Raw genomic sequence first — 18,767 nt, 5'->3', positions numbered from 1 at the left:
CCACTCCTGATAAATTATAAAAAGCAAGAAATTTAAAATTTCTTTTATATTTTAAGCTGTTTTAATAGATCAAGAAGCTTTTGCTGTAAGTCATTACCGCAATCAATTACCATGTTCAAATTTGCTTAATGCTTGCAACTTATTTAACTATACCTATTACCCATATAGCTTGCTATACACACGTGGTTTGCTGTTATTGTTATAACTTATAGAATTAAGATTAATAAGTGAGAAAGTTTACCACATCAGTAAGAATTACTTAATATAAAATTAATGCAGTAATTATGAACTGCCACGATATTTTGACTTACACTACTATTTGCAGAGATTTAGACAATATGTGATTCCATATTATGCTGATCAACTAATTGATAAATCATTTTCCCAAACTTGAATCAAGAGTTACCCGCATATTTTTCTTGATTTATCAGAATTTTGTCAGCATAATGTATTATACAATTAAGCCGATATAGAGCGTTTATTATGCCGACAAAATTCAATCCCGTGTATATAATAATTCCAAGTATTGCAAAGGATTTAATGCGTATTGAAGCAGCAAAACAAAAAGTTTCCTTACTCCCCATTAATCTAAGAGTTTTATCCTTATTAAGGGAAACTGCCAAATTATATACGACCTATTATTCAACTATGATTGAAGGTAACCGTTTAGATCCTGAACAAATTAAGGAAGTACTGACATTGAAAGGACATTTCCCTGGACGTGAGCGTGATGAACACGAAGTTAAAGGATATTATGCAGCACTTGCACAACTTGAACAATATGTTGCTAAAAATCATCCGGTTACCGAGAAGGTCATACAAACACTCCATGCCTTAGTCATGAGTGATGGCAGAACAAGAGTAATCCCAACTCCTTACCGAGATGGACAGAATGTTATTAAAGATGGGCAAACAAGTACTATTGTTTATATGCCGCCTGAATCTAAGGATGTTCCTACTTTGATGAAATATTTAGTCACTTGGATCAAAGAAAGCAATGATTTACCATGCCCAATTATTGCAGCTATTACACACTACCAATTTGCAACTATCCATCCCTATTATGATGGTAATGGTCGTACTGCAAGGTTACTAACCACACTAATTTTACATTTGGGAGGATACGATCTAAAGGGACTTTACTCTTTAGAAGAATATTATGCCAAGAATTTGTTTGCTTATTATCGTGCTATCAGTATAGGTCCTTCACATAATTATTACTTTGGTCGTGCTGAAAGTGATATTACCTCTTGGATTGAATATTTTATTGAAGGAATGACTTTTGCTTTTGAAAAAGTTGTCACTCAAATGATTGTTGCTCAAAATAAAGGTGAAAAAGATCATTCTACTTTAATAAGAACCTTGGACCCAAAACAACGTAAAGCATTAGAATTATTTCAAAACTATGAAGTTATCACAAGCAATCAAATTGGTGAATTATTTGGGTTTCAACCTCGTACCAATACTACACTTTGTAAAAAGTGGGTCAACGCTGGTTTTCTAGAAATTGTCGATTACTCTAATAAAGCACGAAAATATAGATTAGCGAAACCATATGACGTTTTATTAGGTAATTTGTTGTGAAGCAATACACTAATAACTTGGTTACAAGAAAGAGGATTAGAATTATCACCAGGCAAAACACGTGTAGTAACATTTAGAACCTTCAAAAGCTTGATGAAATTCAGCTTTGTGGTTAACAATTAATTGGCAACTCGCGTTAAAATATGTTACTAAATATAAAAAATAACAATTAAACTGCTGATAAATCATTAGTGCTGTAATGTAGTTATGTTATAATTTTTCTAAAGAGTTAGTGATGATCAAATCGAAATATACTCAAAGAAGCTAAAAAAATACTTAGTGATTATAAGAAAGCAACAAGTGATAAAGTTGGGCTTATTGATTTAATGGTATATTACGTTGAATGTGGTACTGATTTCCTGTGTGAATTTGGTGATATGTATGAGCAATATTATATTAGCCTAGAATCAGTTTTTGAGAACACTATTAAAATAATGCAGCAATTTGATGAAACAGAAATGGGCTATTTTATTCAAAGATTACATGTAGTCGTTAAAAAAGCAGAACATATGGGATAGGGATATTATGATGCGATATCGGAGATGTTAAATAGTGTTTACGAGGAAACAATTATAAAAGAGTAAATATGGAAAATAGTATATTAGAAAGAATTGCTAATGCACTTACAACAGATGATTTGCAAGATAAAGGTAAAGATAACGTACAATTTTGTGTCACCGATGAATTAGCACCTAGAGATATTAATATAGAAGTTGATGGGTTAGGGCTAATGACTCTTCCTGTTAGTCAGACATATATTCAAAAATTGATAAATATCTCCTCTAAGGCCCAATTTGGTTTACGTGAGCAAACAATATTGGATGAGAATATTCGCAATAGTTATGAAATCAAATCTGATAAATTACATATCAGTATCAATGAACAGTCTTTAACAGCTATGCTAAGCAAAATACGTGATAGCTTAGGGCTTAGCGGGAATAGTGTTTTAACTGCACATTTGCATAATATGTTAATTTATCAGCCAGGGCAGTTTTTTGATATGCATCAAGATTCTGAAAAATTGGAGAATATGGTTGCAAGTTTGGTAGTTGTATTACCATCACCGCATATTGGTGGAGATTTGATCATTGAGCATGGTAAAAAAAAGAAGATTTTCTCTTCCGAAAATATTGATCAAAGTAATGCTAAATGCATAGGTTTTTATGCAGATTGTAAACACAAGGTTGAAAAAATTAAGCAGGGATATCGCATTGCTCTGACTTACAATCTGGTGTTAAAATCAGAAGAAATTTGCAACATCAAAAATGTAAATCAGCAATTAACAGATGCTATTAAAGATTATTTTGATATAGAAGTGAACAAACAGCCGCAAAACAAACAACCGCAGAGGCTTGTGTATTTTCTAAACCATAGTTACACAGAACATAGTTTGCGATGGAGTATGCTCAAAGGGGCTGATCGTGCAAATGCTTCTGCACTTTATGGAGTAGCACAAGAGTTAAGCTTAATCCCTCATCTTGCTTTAGTTGAAATTCGACAATCTTGGACTACAGATGGAGATGATCGCAATCCAACAATTGATGAACTTATTGATGATGAAGTAACTTTGTCTTATTGGATAGATTCAAATAATAAAAAATTACCATTTAGTGAATGTGATATTGATGAAGATGAGATTTGTTGGACAAAAGAAACGGAGTCTCTTGAGCCGTATAACACGGAATATGAAGGCTATATGGGAAATTATGGTAATACCATGGATTATTGGTATAGACGTGCTGCTATTGTATTATGGTCTGAATCAAGTCAAATTCCGATGAATTTCATGCTGAATTATGATAATGCTATAGATGAGTTATATGTACTTACCAGTAGTCCAGACAATGAAAAAGAAGTTATGGAAATTATAGCAAAAGCTGGAAAATATCTATATCGAACATTCTATAAAAAAGATAAAAATGATTTTGAGATATTGGCAAATATTGCTCTTTACATTAAAGATAAGGACACTGCACTATCAATTTTATCTCATTTTAAATGGGAGATATTAAATTCTGATATCATAAAATTGCTTGTTAAATTGCAAATTCAATATGGCATCAACTGGTGTATCGATCTTTTGAATAATTGGAAAAATCATGAAAGAGATAGTAAAGATTGCTTTATAAAAGAAATCCATTCTTTTGTACAAAATTTCTTATATTATGACGGTGCAGCTTCAATTGTAGAGCTATTATTGGATACTCAAAGTAATACCCTTATTGATAGCGACCAAGAAGCGTATAAATGGCAGAAACCTGTAAAACTTAAGGAATCTTTGCCTAAGAGGATTGCCATGTTTTATCAAACCCTTGCAGCATGTGCAGCAATTAATAATATTTCAGTGCTAGATAAAGTTATTGAACATTTAATATCTAGCCTAGAATTATATCCAGAGACTAGCTTGGCTGAGTTGTTTTTTAAACTTCAAGGTACAGTTCCTACTGAATATTTTGCCCATTACAAACTGCTCAAAGATCATCTAGTTCAAATTATAGATAACCAACTAGCTTTAGGGATGCGTCCTGAAGATGATTGGTCTATTGACGCTAAATTACCGTGTAAATGTGAGCATTGTAAAATAGCCACGAATTTTTTGCACTCCAAAACTGAGATAACAAAAATATGGCCTATTCTAGCAGCTATTCGTGATCATATTACCAATATGTTTAATGGTTTAGACTTACCTGTTAATTTATCTGTTGAAAGAAAAGGTTCACCACATAAGCTGATTATGGTAAAAACCGAGCTATTACACAAAAATGCAAAAAAAAGATTTGATGAATTAAAATTTTATCAGCAAAAGCTTCAAACTAATATTAAAAATTAAATTATAAACTTGCTATATGTAGATAAAAAATATGAAAGAAGAAAGCCTTAAGAATGATTATCAGCCAAGAATGCTAGTTGGTACTGATGATTTCAAAAAATTATTATTAAACACTGATATCTTTGTTGATAAGAGTCTACTTGTTAAGGACATAATAGAAGATAGTGGTGATGTTATATTAATCACTAGACCAAGACGTTGGGGTAAGAGTTTGAACATGGATATGATCAGGAGGTTCTTGGAAATTGAAATAGATGAACAGGGAAATCCATTAGCACTGAAGATAAATAACAAACTATTCCTTGGGGGTACAGTAGATTTAGGCTTTGATGAAACTAAAGAGTTAATGCCCTTAAAAATTGCCAGTATAGCAAGTAGCATAAAACGCCAAGGTCAATATCCAGTTATTTCTATAAATTTCAAGGATGTTAAGGGCAGCAGTTACCAAGAGATAGAGAGCGGTATAAGAAAACAAGTTATTAAGCTATTTGCGAGTCATTACTACTTAAGGCGTTACCTTACTCAGGATATAGCACTATTAGATAACGCCCAAAAAGAAATATTAGAACGGTACTTTGCAGGCAAATTTGATAAGGAAGATCTTAAGGATAGTTTAGGCTTCTTAAGTGGACTATTGTCTAAACATTTTGGACAAAAAGTTTATATATTGATCGATGAATACGATACACCCATTAACAATTCCTACCTTAAATTTGGTCACAAGCCTGAAGAGTTTGAACAAGTACTTGAATTATTTCGTGGCATGTTTGGCAGCAGTCTAAAAGGTAATACTTGTGTAGAAAAAGGAGTAATAACTGGCATATTACGTATTGCTAAGGCTAATTTGTTCTCAGATCTTAATAATGTTAGTGAATATAGCTTGCTAGATGATGAGTTTTCTAAGTTTTATGGCTTTACCCAAACAGAAATTGATGAATTACTAACCATCGTTCCAACTACAACTAATCATGAAGAAATAAAAAATTGGTATAATGGTTACACCTTTGGTGGAGAGGTCATTTACAATCCATGGTCAATCATGCAATGTTTAGCACGCAAAGGTAAGCTTGATCATTACTGGCTAGATAGTGGGGGTACGGGGCTAGTTGATAAGGCATTATTGTCAGATGAGATGCAGGAAGATTTACAGAGCTTAGCTGCCGGGAAAAGTATTATCTCACCTATTACCAAACAAATAATTTTTGCTGACATTAACAAACCAGTAGGATTACTTAGTTTATTGTTATTTAGTGGTTATTTAAATCCTACTGCCAAAATACCAGAAAAAAATGTTTATGAGCTATCTATCCCTAATTATGAAGTAAAATATATCTATGAAACAAGAGTACTACAATGGGTAACAAACCAACTAAAAATCGATAGTTCTAGATATTACTCGTTTGTTAGCTTGTTACCAGCAGGTAAAGTAGAGAAATTTAAAGAACGGTTACAAGAATTGCTACAAAACTCTACCAGTTTCCATCAGACAAGAGAGAGAAAAGCAGAATTATTTTATAGTGGCTTTATGTTAGGGCTTATTAACATGTTATCACCTAGCTACATAATAGCAAGTGAACAGGAGTCAGGAAGTGGGAGGGCTGATATTATCATGATCCCAAAAGCTAGTAAAGGAGATAAGGCAATTATTATTGAGTATAAAATAGCTAAAAATAAAAAAGATTTAGCCTCAGTAGCTAAAATGGGCTTAAAGCAGATTATAGATAAACAATATGATGTAAAAATAAGGCAGTATCAATATGTTAAGCAAATACTCAAAATTTCTATAGCGTTTTGCGGTAAGAATATGGAGTTACAATACCAAGTTGATGAACCCTAATAATAGAGTGTAATGGCTTGAATAACTAATAATTTTACGTCTATCGTGGTTCTGAAATTGTCCACTACGCCCCGCCAAATGGGACAATTGGTTAATTTTGCTAGTTCTGTGAAGGGAAAAGCCAAGGTGTACTCTAGGTTTGAACCATTAAGATTTAGGTTCGCAAACATAAAATTTAGTAATTCCCGTTTTTCAGCTATCGTCGAATCCCTAAAAGTTTCATAGGCATTTGTAGTAATACTTATCAGGTCTACAAGCTTTTTTGATAATTTGTCATCTATCTTGTCATAACTTTTAATCAGTTCACTTAATTCATATTGCCTATCTCTTCCCGACTTCCGCATTTTTTAATAAGGCATAAGCTTAGAAGGGTCATAGTGCTGGGATTTTTAAAATTTAGGCACAACATTATTTTGTTATTTTAAATATATTTCAGCATGGTCTGAACGTTTGATGTTAAAGGTTTTATAGATTTTTCTAGCTTCGTTTTTTATTGCACTTGGTAGTTTATAAAAATCACCAGTCTTTGTATGTCTTAAGATTGAAGCCTGTACTGATATTAATAATTCAACAATATTAGTTACACTAATCTTTTGGGTCAGAGCAACCTTGTATTCTATAGTCTTAAGCACTGCAAAACTCATATAAGAGCTTGTCCGCAAACTAAGTAATAGAAGTAATCCTACGAAGAAGTAATCGACTCATAGCCAAAAAAATTATATTTTCACTAGAATCAGTAAGAAAATCATATTCCTTGGAGAGCCTTCTATTTCTATTTTGTCTATTACGAACAATAAACAAACTACCCTTTTCTTGACACGACCATAATAGTTCAAAGATATCTGCTTCTCTGTCACCAATAGTTATAACTTTAGTATCTTTAGGTATAATATGCATAGTGTCCTTAAGTGCTGCTATCCACTTATAACTTTCTTTATCTTCAGTAGAAGATATATATTTTCTTCTTGATTTTTCTTGTGCAGTTTCTTCACGTATAACACGAGCCCAACATTGTTGAGAAGATAATCCTAAAGGTAATCCTTCCATTGTAAACATCAAGGCACTATGCACAATCAGCCCCATTTTATGTTTTGTATAAGACTTTGAGACGCTACCGAGCCCTTTAGTTTTAATATGAGAATCAAAATCTAGGTATGTTGTATCCTGAACTGAAAATACAAACTCATTACCTTTAATCCTTTCTTGTGTTTCTTTATAATGTGAATAATAAATTCCCGCTGGATCAAATTTTTTATTGCTAAATAATCTATACGCTCCTTTAGCCTCTTTCCAACTTCTGCAACTTTGATTTATTGAACCAAAAGCTTTGCTTTCTATAAGTGAGCTAGTTTTAATAAGTCTTTTTATAAGCCTTTGATCTCCAAAGTTAACATGCCTAAATTCCCTTTCTAACCACTTATCACCTAAGTTGTAAGCATTAGATAACGCTTGCATATTCCTCATTCTTTCCCCTTCTTATATTTTAAGTATATAATTCAATATTAGTTTATACTTAATTTTATATTTGTGGGTAAAAGTAAGGATTCAATTCAGGAGAATATGGGGGTAAATAAAGAATTTCTATATTTGTTGCAATAATTAGCTCTTTAGCTTTGTGCCATCCAGCACAATCCATAACAATAATCGCTTTTTGTTCTCCTATCTGTTTAGACATCTCTGCCAAAAATATATTTAAACAAACGGTATTGACATTTGGCATCATTAAAGTAAAATCATCACCTGTGATTGGGTTAACCGCACTATAAACATAGAAATTTTGAAAGCCCATTTTGGCTTTAACTTGAGTTCTGCTACCTTTACGAAACCAACCATAACCTAATTTAGAATGAGTCCCAAAACGTGATTCATCAAAGAAATACAAGTAACTGCTAGGGTTATTTGTTATTGTTTCTTGAAGTTTTTTTTAAACCCTTCATGAGTTTCTTTATTCTGTTTGTAATGCACTGGTCTTGGGGTAATGTATGCAAATTTAAGTTTCTGTAATACTCTATGTACAACCGATTTACTAGCATCAATCTCCAAATTTTCTTTAAGTTTTATGATGATATTTTTTATTGTCATGTTACAATCGTCTTGTAACCATTTATTTATTGCTTCACAACAATTTTTTGTTAATTTACTTTTTCGTCCTCTACCTTGTTTATATTCAAGGCTTTTATCATTACCTTGAGCAAAGCTTTTTACCCAGTTCCTAAGCGTATTGGTTGTTATATTAAATACCTTACATACTACACCAACACCATTTTCTTTAGCAGCAATTATAGCCATAAGTCTAATAGCAACTCTATTATCTCGGTTCATGCTTGCAAGTTGCTCAATAGCACGTTGGTATAACTCTTCTGTTATTAATCTTTGATGACATCCCATTATATTCCTTTCCTTAATTTATTCATAAACTTGGAATATTATAACATAATCTCATCTTTTTTCTACTATTTATACTAATTTAAATTAGGGAATTAGTATTATATGTCACAAATTCCTAGAATGACCACAAGTCTTTGGTTGTAATAAAATGACGGTAGCATTACTTGACAGAATTTGCCACAACTGTAACATCATAAAAATTGGTAACGAAAGTTATCGTATGAGAAAACGAAAATAACTAATTTTACCCTCTACAATATTGCTCGCTAAACGGGTCATTTTTCAACGTTTATTGACAATAATTTATTTTCATCTAAAATTTAGATAAAAGATAATTGCTGTGAGCAAAATTGGAGAAAAAAATGTCTTATTTGAGTTTTATTAAGGATGATATACTTGAAGCTATAGTAAAAGAAGTATTTAATAAAGCCGCTAACGCTATAGCTATGTCCGAAAAAAAGCTAGATAGAAATGTCATTGACCCATTTTCAAGCTTATTTGAAATGAGTAGCCTTGAAACCGATGCAGAAGGTTGGCTAGCAATGGAAAAAGTTAGACAAGCTCAAAAAACTCTCTCAAATCATATAGGGCACTTTCACCAAAGCGTGATCGGTGCCATAAATGGCTGGACAAACCTTAGGGCAAACCAGCAAATTGACCTAATAAACGAAGATCGACAAATCATTGCAGAAATTAAAAATAAGCACAACACTATCAAAGGCTCAGACAGGTACAACACTTACACTGCTTTAGAGGGTCTTGTGATGCCAAAGGGTCATAAATATAAAGGCTATACAGCTTATTACGTTGCAGTCATTCCTAAAACAGCAGAAAGATATGACAAAGAATTTACCCCGTCCATTTCCAAAACGACGTCGTCTTGCAGCCCAAACCATCTAATAAGAGAGATAGATGGCTATAGCTTTTATGCTCTTGCAAGCGGCGTAGAAGATGCCATGTCGCAAACCTTTGATGCTATAATGTCCATAGTCGCAAAGCTTAAGCCACATTACAAAGTTGATGATAAATTCATTAGAGGATATTTTAACAAGGCCTTTATGCCGCAAGAAAAATAGTTGTATCATGGCAACTATCCAATATTCTAATCAGAGCTTTTCCTATGTGGTATCCTAAATTCACTGGCACAGCATTGCCAATTTGTCTATATTGTGCCGCAATAGAACCGCTGAATGCCCAATCATCAGGAAATGACTGTATACGAGCGTATTCTCTAATAGTCAAAGGTCTAGTTTCTGATGGGTGGCATCTCTCGGTCTGTTTTTGTGCTGGGTTACATGTCAGCGTCAAAGAAGGTTCATCCCAAGCCAAACGCCTAGCCATTCCAGTTTTCCCACCACCTAAAAAGTAGCTCGCACCCATGAAAGATCTTTGGAGTTCATCTGGTAAATCTCTCCAATAACCTCCTTCTGGTATTAATTCCATCAATCTTCTTTTGCTTTCCGTATATTGTTGCCCAAGCGAGCTTGGAACATCTTTCAAGACCTCTCTCAAAGACACAGTATAATCTTGTTCTGTTGGGAATAAGACCGTGGCTTTGTAGTCTTTGTGAATACCTATAATCACAAGTCGCTCTCTTTTTTGAGCTACGTCTAGATACTGAGATCTCAAAACACGATAAAACATATTATAACCAAAATCATCCAGTATTTGGATCATTGTAGCCAGTGTACGCCCTTCGTCATGCTTCTCAAGTCCCCTGACATTCTCTGCTAAAATCACTTTTGGATTTATTTCTTTGACAGCTCTTGCATATTCAAAAAATAATGTCCCTCTAATATCGTCAAAACCCATTCTTTTACCAGCATAACTAAATGCTTGGCATGGAAACCCACCAGCAACAATATCGGCTTTAACCCCTGTAAAATCAACTTTAGTAATGTCATTTTCTATGACATTCCAATTTGGTCTATTTGTTCTTAACGTTTGAGTTGCTAGTTTATCAATTTCAACAAGCATTTTAGTTTCAAGTCCAGCATTATGCATACCAAGGGCTAATCCGCCAGCTCCTGCAAATAGTTCTACGACGCTATACTCACTCTTATAATTTGTTGAAAGGACTTTATAACCACTATCACTCGAGCATTTTGCTAGCTTAGACTGAAGTCTTTTTAGTTCATCTATTTGGAATATGCGTTGTCCAAGAGTGCTACGATGACCTTTGACCAATCCCTTTTTTTCCCAACGCCTTATTGTATCGAGTGAAACCCCTAATAGAGTACTAGCATCTGCTATTGATAAACATTTCTCTGTCATAATAACCATTTGCTTATGCAATGGTTACTATAACATTTGCGTAAAATGATTTCAAGGAGAAATATGCAGCAATTCCCCAAGGTAATTTAAAATTCCCAACTAATGATAGAAAGGTTTGTTTTTTAAAATGCATAAATGTCTATTAGCGAGGAGCCGCAAAGCGGCGACGTGGCAATCCAAAAGTTGCAGTGGCAAAAAATAAAACAGCAAGCTTATATCTTAAAAACATGTTATAAGTAGTTGTAAGAGGGTGACTTGAAGCAAGCTAGACTGAAATAGTCGTGAACAGAATAAGTACCCTCTATCGTTAAGTTTGCTTTGAACAAATTGCAGAAGGTACTGCAGTACAGTAGCCTTGCACAATAAGATGAAGGAGATTATACTATGAAAAAAATAATAGGTCTAGATGTAAGTAAAAAATGGCTTGATGTATGTATATATATTTCAAACAGTAAACCGGAATATCATCGTTTTGCAAATGATAATTTAGGTCATGAAGAGCTTATAAAATTAACAAAATATCAAAAAATTGAGCTAATAGTGTGCGAACCCACAGGAGGCTACGAGGATGAAATTTGCCAAAAATTATATAGTAATGAGCAACGGATTCATAAGGTAAATACCTATAGTTTTAATTCATTTAGTAAGTCAGTAAATTTTTGTAAAACGGACAAGCAAGATGCTTTTAAATTAGCGTATTACGGTGATAAGATGCAACTTACAGCAAATTATATACATCAAATTGAATCAGAAAATTTGAAGAGATATCAGCAAAGACGGGAAGATTTAGTATTGATGCTTAGTAATGAAAAAAAGAGGTTGCATAATAGTGTCGATGGTATTGACAAAGAAAGCATAGAAACATTGATAGGATGCTTACAAAAGGAAATATCTAAAATTGATGATAAATTAAATGAGATAATAGATGGATCAGAAGAACTACAAGAAAAAACAAAAATATTAGAAACTGTACCTGGCATTGGCAAATGTCTAGCTAGTAAATTAATTAGTTTTTTACCTGAGTTGGGAAATAAAAATTATAGCGGCAACGAATTATCAGTATGGTTGGAATAGCGCCATATGCTCGAGATAGTGGTAATAAACAAGGTCGAAGATTCATTAGAGGAGGCAGAAAGATACCACGAGATGCACTATATATGGCAGTACTAACAGGTAAAAATGGCTTTCAATATTTAAAAGCTTTATATGACAGACTTATTAATAATTTTAAACCTAAAAAAGTTGCGACAGTAGCTTGTATGCGTAAATTACTGGAAGTTTGCCATAAGCTTATTCAACAAAAACGTGTATTTGTTGTTAATCAATAATATTTTTTATTTATATAAAATACAGATAAAAAATATTTAATTTTTTTAAAAAGATAATTGCTGTTTATTTGGATCGCCACGCCACTTTTTTGGAGATATTATTACTTTTTTAAAGGGATCAATTTTCGTTACAATCTTTGCTCTAAAGGGGGCAAAACCTGATTACAATTTACAGCAATAGCAGCAACGTCAAAACTAGTGGTATAATTACGAAAGCTATAAGATAAATTCCAGCCTTCATTAGCAGGATATTTGTTTAAATATCGTTGCCATTCGACAGTTTCACCTGCAGTAAATGATGTTGGTTCAGAAATCACCGTAAGATATAATTAGTAATTGAAAAAACTTATTATTGACTTTTGCTAACTGTAGTTTAAAATTAAAAATGAAGTAACTGCAAAGTTACTTTGGGGTATCGAAACCTCCAGCATAACCGGTAAAACATCAACCGTAAAAATGATGTTCCTCGATTACATGATCGGGGTGATGATAGCTATGTTCAAGGCTTGGGGTGTAAATCTCAAGCCTAAAGGCTATTGTAGCTGTGTTATGCGGTTTTTCGAACCCCCGATCGCCAAGATATATATAACCTATAAAATTTTCTTTTATCATTTTATCTTTGGCGATCAAAACTCTTAATTATTAAAACATTAGAGAAGGGATCGCATATGAACAACCAACAAGCCATTATCTTATTATATTCATCACATGCCCGTTTTGAACTCATAAGGCAATCTTTGATCAATTTTTGTAAGGAAAATAATTTTACAATAATAAAAATTATCGACGCACCAAATAAATACGATGACAGTATACTTCGCGAATTAATTTATACAGTAAGCAAACAAAATAATTATAATAGTCCTATCAATCTAATCATCGATGACAGTATATTTGGTAATATTTGTTATTTCGTAACTTGGGTGGTAATTACTACTTTATTAGAAGCTAAGCTGATTAATAGGCTTTATATTCAAGAAAATATATTGCATACTGCCAATACTGAAAAAGATAAATTTGATAATTTTTTAGCAACTAACATAATAACTGAGCATTATTTATTAAAATTCTGCTTCTCATATTTTAACGTTATAATGCATGCTGCTAAAGCAACAATAGATTTCGATGATGAAGAATTACATAAAGGCGGCAATGCATAATATTTCAGGATTTAAATTTACCAATTTTTGACAAAGCTAGTTGTTTTTCTGATTGGCTTGATAAAGTTTAAACTCAGCTTTTTCTCAGTTTCTTTAACTTCTACTTTTGCTGTTTGCTCAAGCATTTTATTTGCTAAAAGTTCTAAATTTGGGTTTAGTATGTACAAAGCTGCTAAGGCATAAACCCTACAATCAAGTGCCTCATTACGTTTACCAGCTGGCTTCTCCCATTTGCGAGTTGGAAAGCCTTTATTATAATAAGTAACGACTTTCTCTGCCGTTAGCTGTTTAAAATATTCAGCGTCATAATTTATTGGGAAATGACAATATCCCGGTCCTAGTTCAGTAATCTTTAATCGGCTGTAGATCATTTCTTTGGCTGTATCAGTGCCAATGGAAAACAACTTAACTCGCATTCTATTGGCAATTGATGGTCTACTAACCAAGACTTTACCTGCTATTGATGAACCCTTTATGGCAAATATCCTACGTAACTGTCTTTTCTTACAGTAAGCATAAACTGCTTGGGTGTGATGACCGCCTGAATCAACACAAACTGAGGCAATCCTAAGGTTAATGCCGCTTTGGTGTTTAATGTTCTGCTCTAGGATATTATCAAGATCATCCCATATCTCACTCCTAGCAGGATCACCATAGATTACTCTATAATCAAGCGACCAGCTTTCTTCTTTTACACCCCAACCAACTATTTCCACTTCAAGTCGATCATTTTGTACGTCTACACCAGCAGTAATAATAACAACCCCGTTAGGTACAACATTGCCCCAATTTTCTTTTCTCGACAATAGTGAAGTTTCATCTACCTTATCTCCTCCTTCCTCCCAAGTTTCACCAAGACTGGTATTAACCCAAGTCTTTAAGGTTTCAGGCATCATTTTCGCTTTCAGGAATTCTGCCGTCATTCTAGCCCAAGTAACCCAAGGCGAATAGATCTCGCTTATATGAAAACCAGCAATGTTGTTACTTTCTCCTTTAGCTTCAGATATCCACTTACCACGCTGTAGCATCGACATTTTATCATTATCGTGCAGAATGCAGCCATTTACCTCACAAATATAATGTGCTTCTTCAGGTTTGTCTTTAGGCCATCGTATTTGAGACCATTTTAAGGTTTGGTACTCACCGCATAATTTACATGGAACATAATAACGTCTTTGATCACTTTGCAGATAAGCCAGTTCTATTCTGCTAAAATATTTGATAGTTGGAGTTGAAGTTAAAATAATTTTTCTATTCCAAAAAGTTGTGGCTCTTTTCTTGGCTAAATTAACTGGATCTCCTTCTGAACCACTACTAGCAGGATAACGATCTACCTCATCACATAGCACAATCCTGACTGGCCTGCTTGCCAGTGAAGAAGGTGAGTTACTACCAGCCATGGTAATGTGTCCACCCGGAAAACGCTTGTATAAGATCTTATTGCCGGAATCTCTACTTTTTGGGTCTTTGACTAAGTTCTTAAACACCTCACTATCACGCAGCATAGGAGTTAAACGATCCGTTGACCAGCTTTCTGCTAGCTTTTCAGTAGGTTGCACTATCAGCATTGGTGCTGGGTCTTGATGAATATGATAGCCAACAATATTATTGATCACTTCGGTTTTACCAACTTGTGCTGATGACATTACTACGATCATCTCTATTTTAGGATCATTTACTGCATCCATGATTTCACGCTGATACGGAGTCTTACTAGTATGCCAGCTGCCCGGCTCAGCCGAAGACTCACTTGACAGCTTACGGTAATTATCAGCCAACTGGCTTACGCTTAACTTTGGTGGTGGTGCTACTAGTTTGGCTATTTTCTTGGTAATCTGACTCCAAATTATTTGGCTTGTTGGCATAATGGGATTGTTGCAAGATGAAAATTTTTTGAATCAGTTTACAACAGTCCCATAATTGCTAAGTTCCAAAAGTGCCTTATGTATCTCCGCCTCTAAGCAATGCACAATGGCTATAAAATCATTATCAAGTACTATTATTTGCCTAGCTATATTGTTTGGAAGACTTAGCATCCTAGCTCTAAAGTCAATGATCAAATTAGACCAATGAAGCTCCACCTCACTGCTAGCTAAGTATTTGCCTTCCAGTATTTGTACTTCTAATTCTGCTTTATCAGCTTGAGCCTTGAGTAAGCGTAGTTTTTGGGCGTTTAAATTATCAGAGGTATTTTTGCCAACTGGTCTTGATTCAAGATATCGTGCATAAGACTTTATGCAGTCAGCTAAATCATACTTACCAGCTACTGGAGCAGGCAGTATAGCTTCCTTAACCAATTGTTGCACTCTACGTTCACTTAATTGCAAAGCTTTGGCAATGTCTGATACTTTATGGTTATTCATTAAACTTGGTTTATTTTAAAAAACAATTCTTAAAATTATACTTATGCAATAATAATAGGAACTGAATATTGAGTTATTTTATTATCTCTAGTAATTATAGTTAAATAAGTTTTGTGGCAATTGATCAAAATCTTTAGCAATTTTTATTTTTCCTTTCCATGCTCCGGCTTTACGTGGAATTGATAAAGCATTATATTTTATTATTTTAACTGTTGGTCTGCCTGCTTTGCAAATAATTACTTCTTCTCCTTCTTGAACTTTTTTAATTAAGTCAGAAAAATGAATTTTCGCTTCATGTATACTTGCTATTTGCATTTCTTTTCTCTAATGCTTCTTAAAAATTAAGATTAAACTAAATTTTATTATATGTATAGACAATGTTTAAAAATAGATATATGGCTTACAAGTTTATACTTAATTTCGTTTTTTACTACAGCTCATTAAATGTAAGAGTCTTATATTTAGAGGGTTACAGAACTTTTGTTAAATTAAAAGAAACGAAATATACCAAAAATTTTTATCGCTAGGCAAGGGGCGGGGTGGTCAGTCACCCAAGTTCGACAAGCTTAGAAAGTACCTTGTTTCGTTTCGTTTTTTCCATACTATTTGTTAAATTGCTTCTGTCTCCTTTATTTTGCTGTGTCTAAGGCAAAGTTAAAAGAAGTCGTAAACACCTTATCAAAGCGGCTATTAAAAGTATTAACTGCTGTAGCCTTAAACCCAAACCTTGGACTAACTTTAGCTTCATGGGTTAGGCTATATAGCCTTTCCAGTCTTTGACTACTAACCCTACGATAAATAGATTTGCCAAGTTTAAATATACTTCTATTCCCCTGTTGATCTCTCAAAGTTTTTGAACTTCTTTGCTTTTTTGGTACATTACTGGTTGGTACAGCAATCATACTGCCACGATATGACACTTTAATTCTGAATGTAGGCAAAATGAGCCTTAGTGTACACAGCAGATATTAAGGCATATTTACTAGCAAATGCCACCTTGATACCAGTTCTTTGGTGTTTGTCCCACCATTTTTTGCTGTTATTGAATATGATTGGTACTCTTTTGCAGATTTGCTCTTGCACAAGCAATGCTATTTTGTTCAAAGTCAAGTTAACTGCAAATGGTAGCTGTTTCTTCTCGATATTATCCATATAACGGGCTATCTTGTTTATATCACTTTTCACATCAATAGTAAAACTCATAACTGCAACCTCTCTAATTTTTAAGCTACTGGACGATATTTAGAACCGTGCAATATTGCAGCAACACCTATTAAAACCCCCTCTCCAAGGTCACCTGTTACTTTAATTGCTGGTCTTACAAACCTCTTATCACCAATATAACCTGCCATAAAAGCAGTAGTATCATCAGGTCTAGTTTTAAGGTAAGCAAAAGTGCCAGTATTTTCCCCAAGCACAGCTCCTATAATCTCTGTATCAAGGCAATCAGTAAAGTTAACATTGTCGTTTGAATGTTGCAACCTGATTTGTACATGCCTGTCATCGTTCGGATTCACGTTAGCCGCTCCTACCATTACCGTAAAAATACCACTTTCAAAACCTGATACATCCACCGCCTCTACATCAAGTTTATCTGCATTAATCGCTACTGGTGCTAACAATTGCTGCAGTTTGCTATTGGTTTTTTCTTCTCTCGTTATTGCCATTTATTCCTCTTTTTCCCTTACGCCAAGCTACCAAGCTTACTATCCCATTATTGCCTTTTATTATACCCTAAGGTTTGCCAGCTTGCAATAGTTTTTAATTAAAAGTTACTATAAATTACTACTCACCCTTAGAATTATGGTGCTTTAAAGGCAAAAAATGTTACTTTAAGTTACATTTTACCAAAATTCTTGCCATCTTCTTTGTCTCTTCTTCTCTTGTTACTGCCATTTATTCCTCTTTCCCCTTACGCCAAGCTACCAAACCTACTATCCCATTATTACCTTTCATTATACCCTAAGGTTTACCAGCTTGCAATAGCCTAAAACTAAAAGTTACTGCAAGTTACTACTCACCCTTAGAGTTATACTGCTTTCAAGGCAAAAAATGTTACTTTAAGTTACACTTTTGCTAGAATTCTTTAGCCCCTCTTGCCGATAAACCTCAATCAAATCATCTAGTGCCTCACGTAATCTAGTGCTGCCCGTACCTTTAGACCACTGTGGTATTTGCTTTAGTTCAAATTGCCGCAACGGCAGCTCCAGTAAGCAAAAATGCTCAACTATCTCCTGTGACTTCCTGCCAAGCTTAGCAAATATTCGTTGATGAATGCGAGCCGCCTGTACTTGCCTCTCCAACCCCAGCATTTTGCTAAAGTCTTTGTTTGCCTCAATTTGGATTATACCGCTACCACCAAACATGGTTGTTCTTTACAAGCTAGGCGATCAGCTACCCTAAACTGCTCATGGTTGATCCCATGCCTCTTACCTTCTGCTACTCCATTTGCCTCATCCTCCAGCCAACAGCGATAAAACCTAGCTATTGGTCTTTTGTCGAATTTGTTTAATTCTGTTCTTTCAGTTTTATGATGTTTCATGTTTGTTACCTTGTAAAAATTATTGCAGATTCACTTTGCCAGCAGAAGCAAAAATATATATCTACGGCAGACTTTTTATAAGTCTGCTATATATATTTATATATATGTAAAATCCTGCTTTTTTGACCTACCTTGAAAGCCTTGTAGTATAAGGTCTTGCGGGTAGTCCAAAAACGCATTTTTATTTAAAAGCGTACTGCTTTTTTGACCTGCCTTGTATCCCAGTTTCTAAAAGGGTTTGCGGGCAATCCAAAAAAGCAGTGCTTTTTTACTGCATCTTTGCTGCGTTTTTAAATGCATTTTTGCTATCCCCTGAAAGCCTTATAGTATAAGGGTTTGTAGTATTTTCCAAAAGAGCAGTGCGTTTTTACTGCTTCTTTACTGCACTTTTAATGTCCCCTGAAAGCCTTGTAATATAAGGGTTTGCAGGTAGTCCAAAAAAGCAGTACTTTTTTGCTGCA

The 18,767-nt window shown here is 34.0% G+C and carries 22 protein-coding genes and 2 pseudogenes; 9 read left to right on the top strand and 15 right to left on the bottom strand.

Going from position 1 to position 18,767, the window contains the following annotated elements:
• Positions 1-483: 483 nt before the first annotated feature.
• From ACQH1W_RS04190 to ACQH1W_RS04175, 4 genes are all read left to right on the top strand, one after another.
• Positions 484-1,584 (top strand): Fic family protein, encoded by a 1,101-nt coding sequence (locus ACQH1W_RS04190; RefSeq protein ID WP_375331265.1) that lies wholly within the window; start codon positions 484-486, stop codon positions 1,582-1,584.
• Between the two features lie 326 nt (positions 1,585-1,910).
• Positions 1,911-2,102, top strand: coding sequence for a hypothetical protein (locus ACQH1W_RS04185; RefSeq protein ID WP_375333150.1), 192 nt, complete (start codon positions 1,911-1,913; stop codon positions 2,100-2,102).
• 68 nt (positions 2,103-2,170) lie between these two features.
• The gene (locus ACQH1W_RS04180; RefSeq protein ID WP_375333149.1) at positions 2,171-4,414 is read left to right on the top strand and encodes a 2OG-Fe(II) oxygenase; all 2,244 of its coding nucleotides are present in this window, start codon (positions 2,171-2,173) and stop codon (positions 4,412-4,414) included.
• Positions 4,415-4,445: 31 nt separating this feature from the next.
• Positions 4,446-6,251: an AAA family ATPase gene (locus ACQH1W_RS04175; RefSeq protein WP_425360944.1), complete on the top strand. Its 1,806-nt coding sequence runs from the start codon at positions 4,446-4,448 to the stop codon at positions 6,249-6,251.
• Here the strand turns inward: ACQH1W_RS04175 and ACQH1W_RS04170 are convergent.
• From ACQH1W_RS04170 to ACQH1W_RS04150, 5 genes and pseudogenes are all read right to left on the bottom strand, one after another.
• Positions 6,248-6,595, bottom strand: coding sequence for a hypothetical protein (locus ACQH1W_RS04170; protein WP_425360943.1), 348 nt, complete (start codon positions 6,593-6,595; stop codon positions 6,248-6,250). The two genes, ACQH1W_RS04175 and ACQH1W_RS04170, sit on opposite strands and share 4 nt — an antisense overlap.
• Before the next feature lie 72 nt (positions 6,596-6,667).
• A pseudogene (locus ACQH1W_RS04165) lies at positions 6,668-6,898 on the bottom strand (IS1634 family transposase); the annotation flags it as partial.
• Between the two features lie 661 nt (positions 6,899-7,559).
• Positions 7,560-7,706, bottom strand: a pseudogene (locus tag ACQH1W_RS04160) (transposase DNA-binding-containing protein); the annotation flags it as partial.
• 64 nt (positions 7,707-7,770) lie between these two features.
• Positions 7,771-8,133 (bottom strand): IS630 family transposase, encoded by a 363-nt coding sequence (locus tag ACQH1W_RS04155; RefSeq protein WP_341763215.1) that lies wholly within the window; start codon positions 8,131-8,133, stop codon positions 7,771-7,773.
• A 20-nt stretch (positions 8,134-8,153) separates the two neighbouring features.
• Positions 8,154-8,639, bottom strand: coding sequence for a helix-turn-helix domain-containing protein (locus tag ACQH1W_RS04150; protein WP_375332711.1), 486 nt, complete (start codon positions 8,637-8,639; stop codon positions 8,154-8,156).
• Between the two features lie 148 nt (positions 8,640-8,787).
• On the opposite strand from ACQH1W_RS04150, the gene ACQH1W_RS04145 reads away from it, so the two are divergent.
• Both ACQH1W_RS04145 and ACQH1W_RS04140 read left to right on the top strand, forming a co-directional pair.
• Positions 8,788-8,877 carry an ATP-binding protein gene (locus ACQH1W_RS04145; protein WP_375331066.1) on the top strand — a complete coding sequence of 30 codons (90 nt, stop codon included), beginning with the start codon at positions 8,788-8,790 and terminating at the stop codon, positions 8,875-8,877.
• 124 nt (positions 8,878-9,001) lie between these two features.
• Positions 9,002-9,715 carry an Eco47II family restriction endonuclease gene (locus ACQH1W_RS04140; RefSeq protein WP_425360942.1) on the top strand — a complete coding sequence of 238 codons (714 nt, stop codon included), beginning with the start codon at positions 9,002-9,004 and terminating at the stop codon, positions 9,713-9,715.
• On the opposite strand, the gene dcm is transcribed toward ACQH1W_RS04140, so the two are convergent.
• Entirely contained in the window at positions 9,696-10,913 is a 1,218-nt protein-coding gene (gene dcm / locus ACQH1W_RS04135) for a DNA (cytosine-5-)-methyltransferase (RefSeq protein WP_375333142.1), read from the bottom strand. The genes ACQH1W_RS04140 and dcm overlap by 20 nt on opposite strands.
• Positions 10,914-11,297: 384 nt before the next feature.
• On the opposite strand from dcm, the gene ACQH1W_RS04130 reads away from it, so the two are divergent.
• Together ACQH1W_RS04130 and ACQH1W_RS04125 are read left to right on the top strand one after the other, a co-directional pair.
• Positions 11,298-11,987: an IS110 family transposase gene (locus ACQH1W_RS04130; RefSeq protein WP_375332551.1), complete on the top strand. Its 690-nt coding sequence runs from the start codon at positions 11,298-11,300 to the stop codon at positions 11,985-11,987.
• Positions 11,975-12,241: a transposase gene (locus ACQH1W_RS04125; RefSeq protein WP_375333143.1), complete on the top strand. Its 267-nt coding sequence runs from the start codon at positions 11,975-11,977 to the stop codon at positions 12,239-12,241. Before ACQH1W_RS04130 ends, ACQH1W_RS04125 begins: the two co-directional genes overlap by 13 nt.
• 128 nt (positions 12,242-12,369) lie before the next feature.
• On the opposite strand, the gene ACQH1W_RS04120 is transcribed toward ACQH1W_RS04125, so the two are convergent.
• Positions 12,370-12,558: a hypothetical protein gene (locus ACQH1W_RS04120; RefSeq protein ID WP_341763222.1), complete on the bottom strand. Its 189-nt coding sequence runs from the start codon at positions 12,556-12,558 to the stop codon at positions 12,370-12,372.
• 351 nt (positions 12,559-12,909) lie between these two features.
• Between ACQH1W_RS04120 and ACQH1W_RS04115 the strand changes: the two genes are divergently transcribed.
• Positions 12,910-13,401 carry a hypothetical protein gene (locus ACQH1W_RS04115; RefSeq protein ID WP_341763221.1) on the top strand — a complete coding sequence of 164 codons (492 nt, stop codon included), beginning with the start codon at positions 12,910-12,912 and terminating at the stop codon, positions 13,399-13,401.
• Between the two features lie 17 nt (positions 13,402-13,418).
• On the opposite strand, the gene ACQH1W_RS04110 is transcribed toward ACQH1W_RS04115, so the two are convergent.
• From ACQH1W_RS04110 to ACQH1W_RS04075, 8 genes are all read right to left on the bottom strand, one after another.
• A complete protein-coding gene (locus tag ACQH1W_RS04110; protein WP_425360941.1) occupies positions 13,419-15,266 on the bottom strand; it encodes a phage terminase large subunit family protein in 1,848 nt (615 codons plus the stop codon).
• A gap of 33 nt (positions 15,267-15,299) precedes the next feature.
• The gene (locus ACQH1W_RS04105) at positions 15,300-15,764 is read right to left on the bottom strand and encodes a hypothetical protein (RefSeq protein WP_425360940.1); all 465 of its coding nucleotides are present in this window, start codon (positions 15,762-15,764) and stop codon (positions 15,300-15,302) included.
• An 87-nt stretch (positions 15,765-15,851) separates the two neighbouring features.
• Positions 15,852-16,079: a type II toxin-antitoxin system Phd/YefM family antitoxin gene (locus ACQH1W_RS04100; RefSeq protein ID WP_375332823.1), complete on the bottom strand. Its 228-nt coding sequence runs from the start codon at positions 16,077-16,079 to the stop codon at positions 15,852-15,854.
• A gap of 314 nt (positions 16,080-16,393) precedes the next feature.
• The gene (locus ACQH1W_RS04095) at positions 16,394-16,705 is read right to left on the bottom strand and encodes a hypothetical protein (protein WP_375333144.1); all 312 of its coding nucleotides are present in this window, start codon (positions 16,703-16,705) and stop codon (positions 16,394-16,396) included.
• On the bottom strand, positions 16,686-16,967 hold the full coding sequence (locus ACQH1W_RS04090) for a hypothetical protein (RefSeq protein ID WP_375333145.1): 282 nt from the start codon (positions 16,965-16,967) through the stop codon (positions 16,686-16,688). The genes ACQH1W_RS04095 and ACQH1W_RS04090 overlap by 20 nt, the downstream gene beginning before the upstream one ends.
• Before the next feature lie 20 nt (positions 16,968-16,987).
• Positions 16,988-17,431 carry a hypothetical protein gene (locus tag ACQH1W_RS04085; RefSeq protein ID WP_375333146.1) on the bottom strand — a complete coding sequence of 148 codons (444 nt, stop codon included), beginning with the start codon at positions 17,429-17,431 and terminating at the stop codon, positions 16,988-16,990.
• Between the two features lie 393 nt (positions 17,432-17,824).
• Positions 17,825-18,130 carry a hypothetical protein gene (locus ACQH1W_RS04080; protein ID WP_425360939.1) on the bottom strand — a complete coding sequence of 102 codons (306 nt, stop codon included), beginning with the start codon at positions 18,128-18,130 and terminating at the stop codon, positions 17,825-17,827.
• Positions 18,109-18,306, bottom strand: coding sequence for a hypothetical protein (locus ACQH1W_RS04075; RefSeq protein WP_425360938.1), 198 nt, complete (start codon positions 18,304-18,306; stop codon positions 18,109-18,111). Before ACQH1W_RS04075 ends, ACQH1W_RS04080 begins: the two co-directional genes overlap by 22 nt.
• Between the last annotated feature and the right edge of the window lie 461 nt (positions 18,307-18,767).

The sequence above is a fragment of the Candidatus Tisiphia endosymbiont of Stenodema calcarata genome, assembly GCF_964030695.1.
Classification (GTDB): domain Bacteria; phylum Pseudomonadota; class Alphaproteobacteria; order Rickettsiales; family Rickettsiaceae; genus Tisiphia.
Note: the sequence above shows the minus strand (reverse complement) of the source record. Positions and strands in the feature narration are given on the sequence as shown.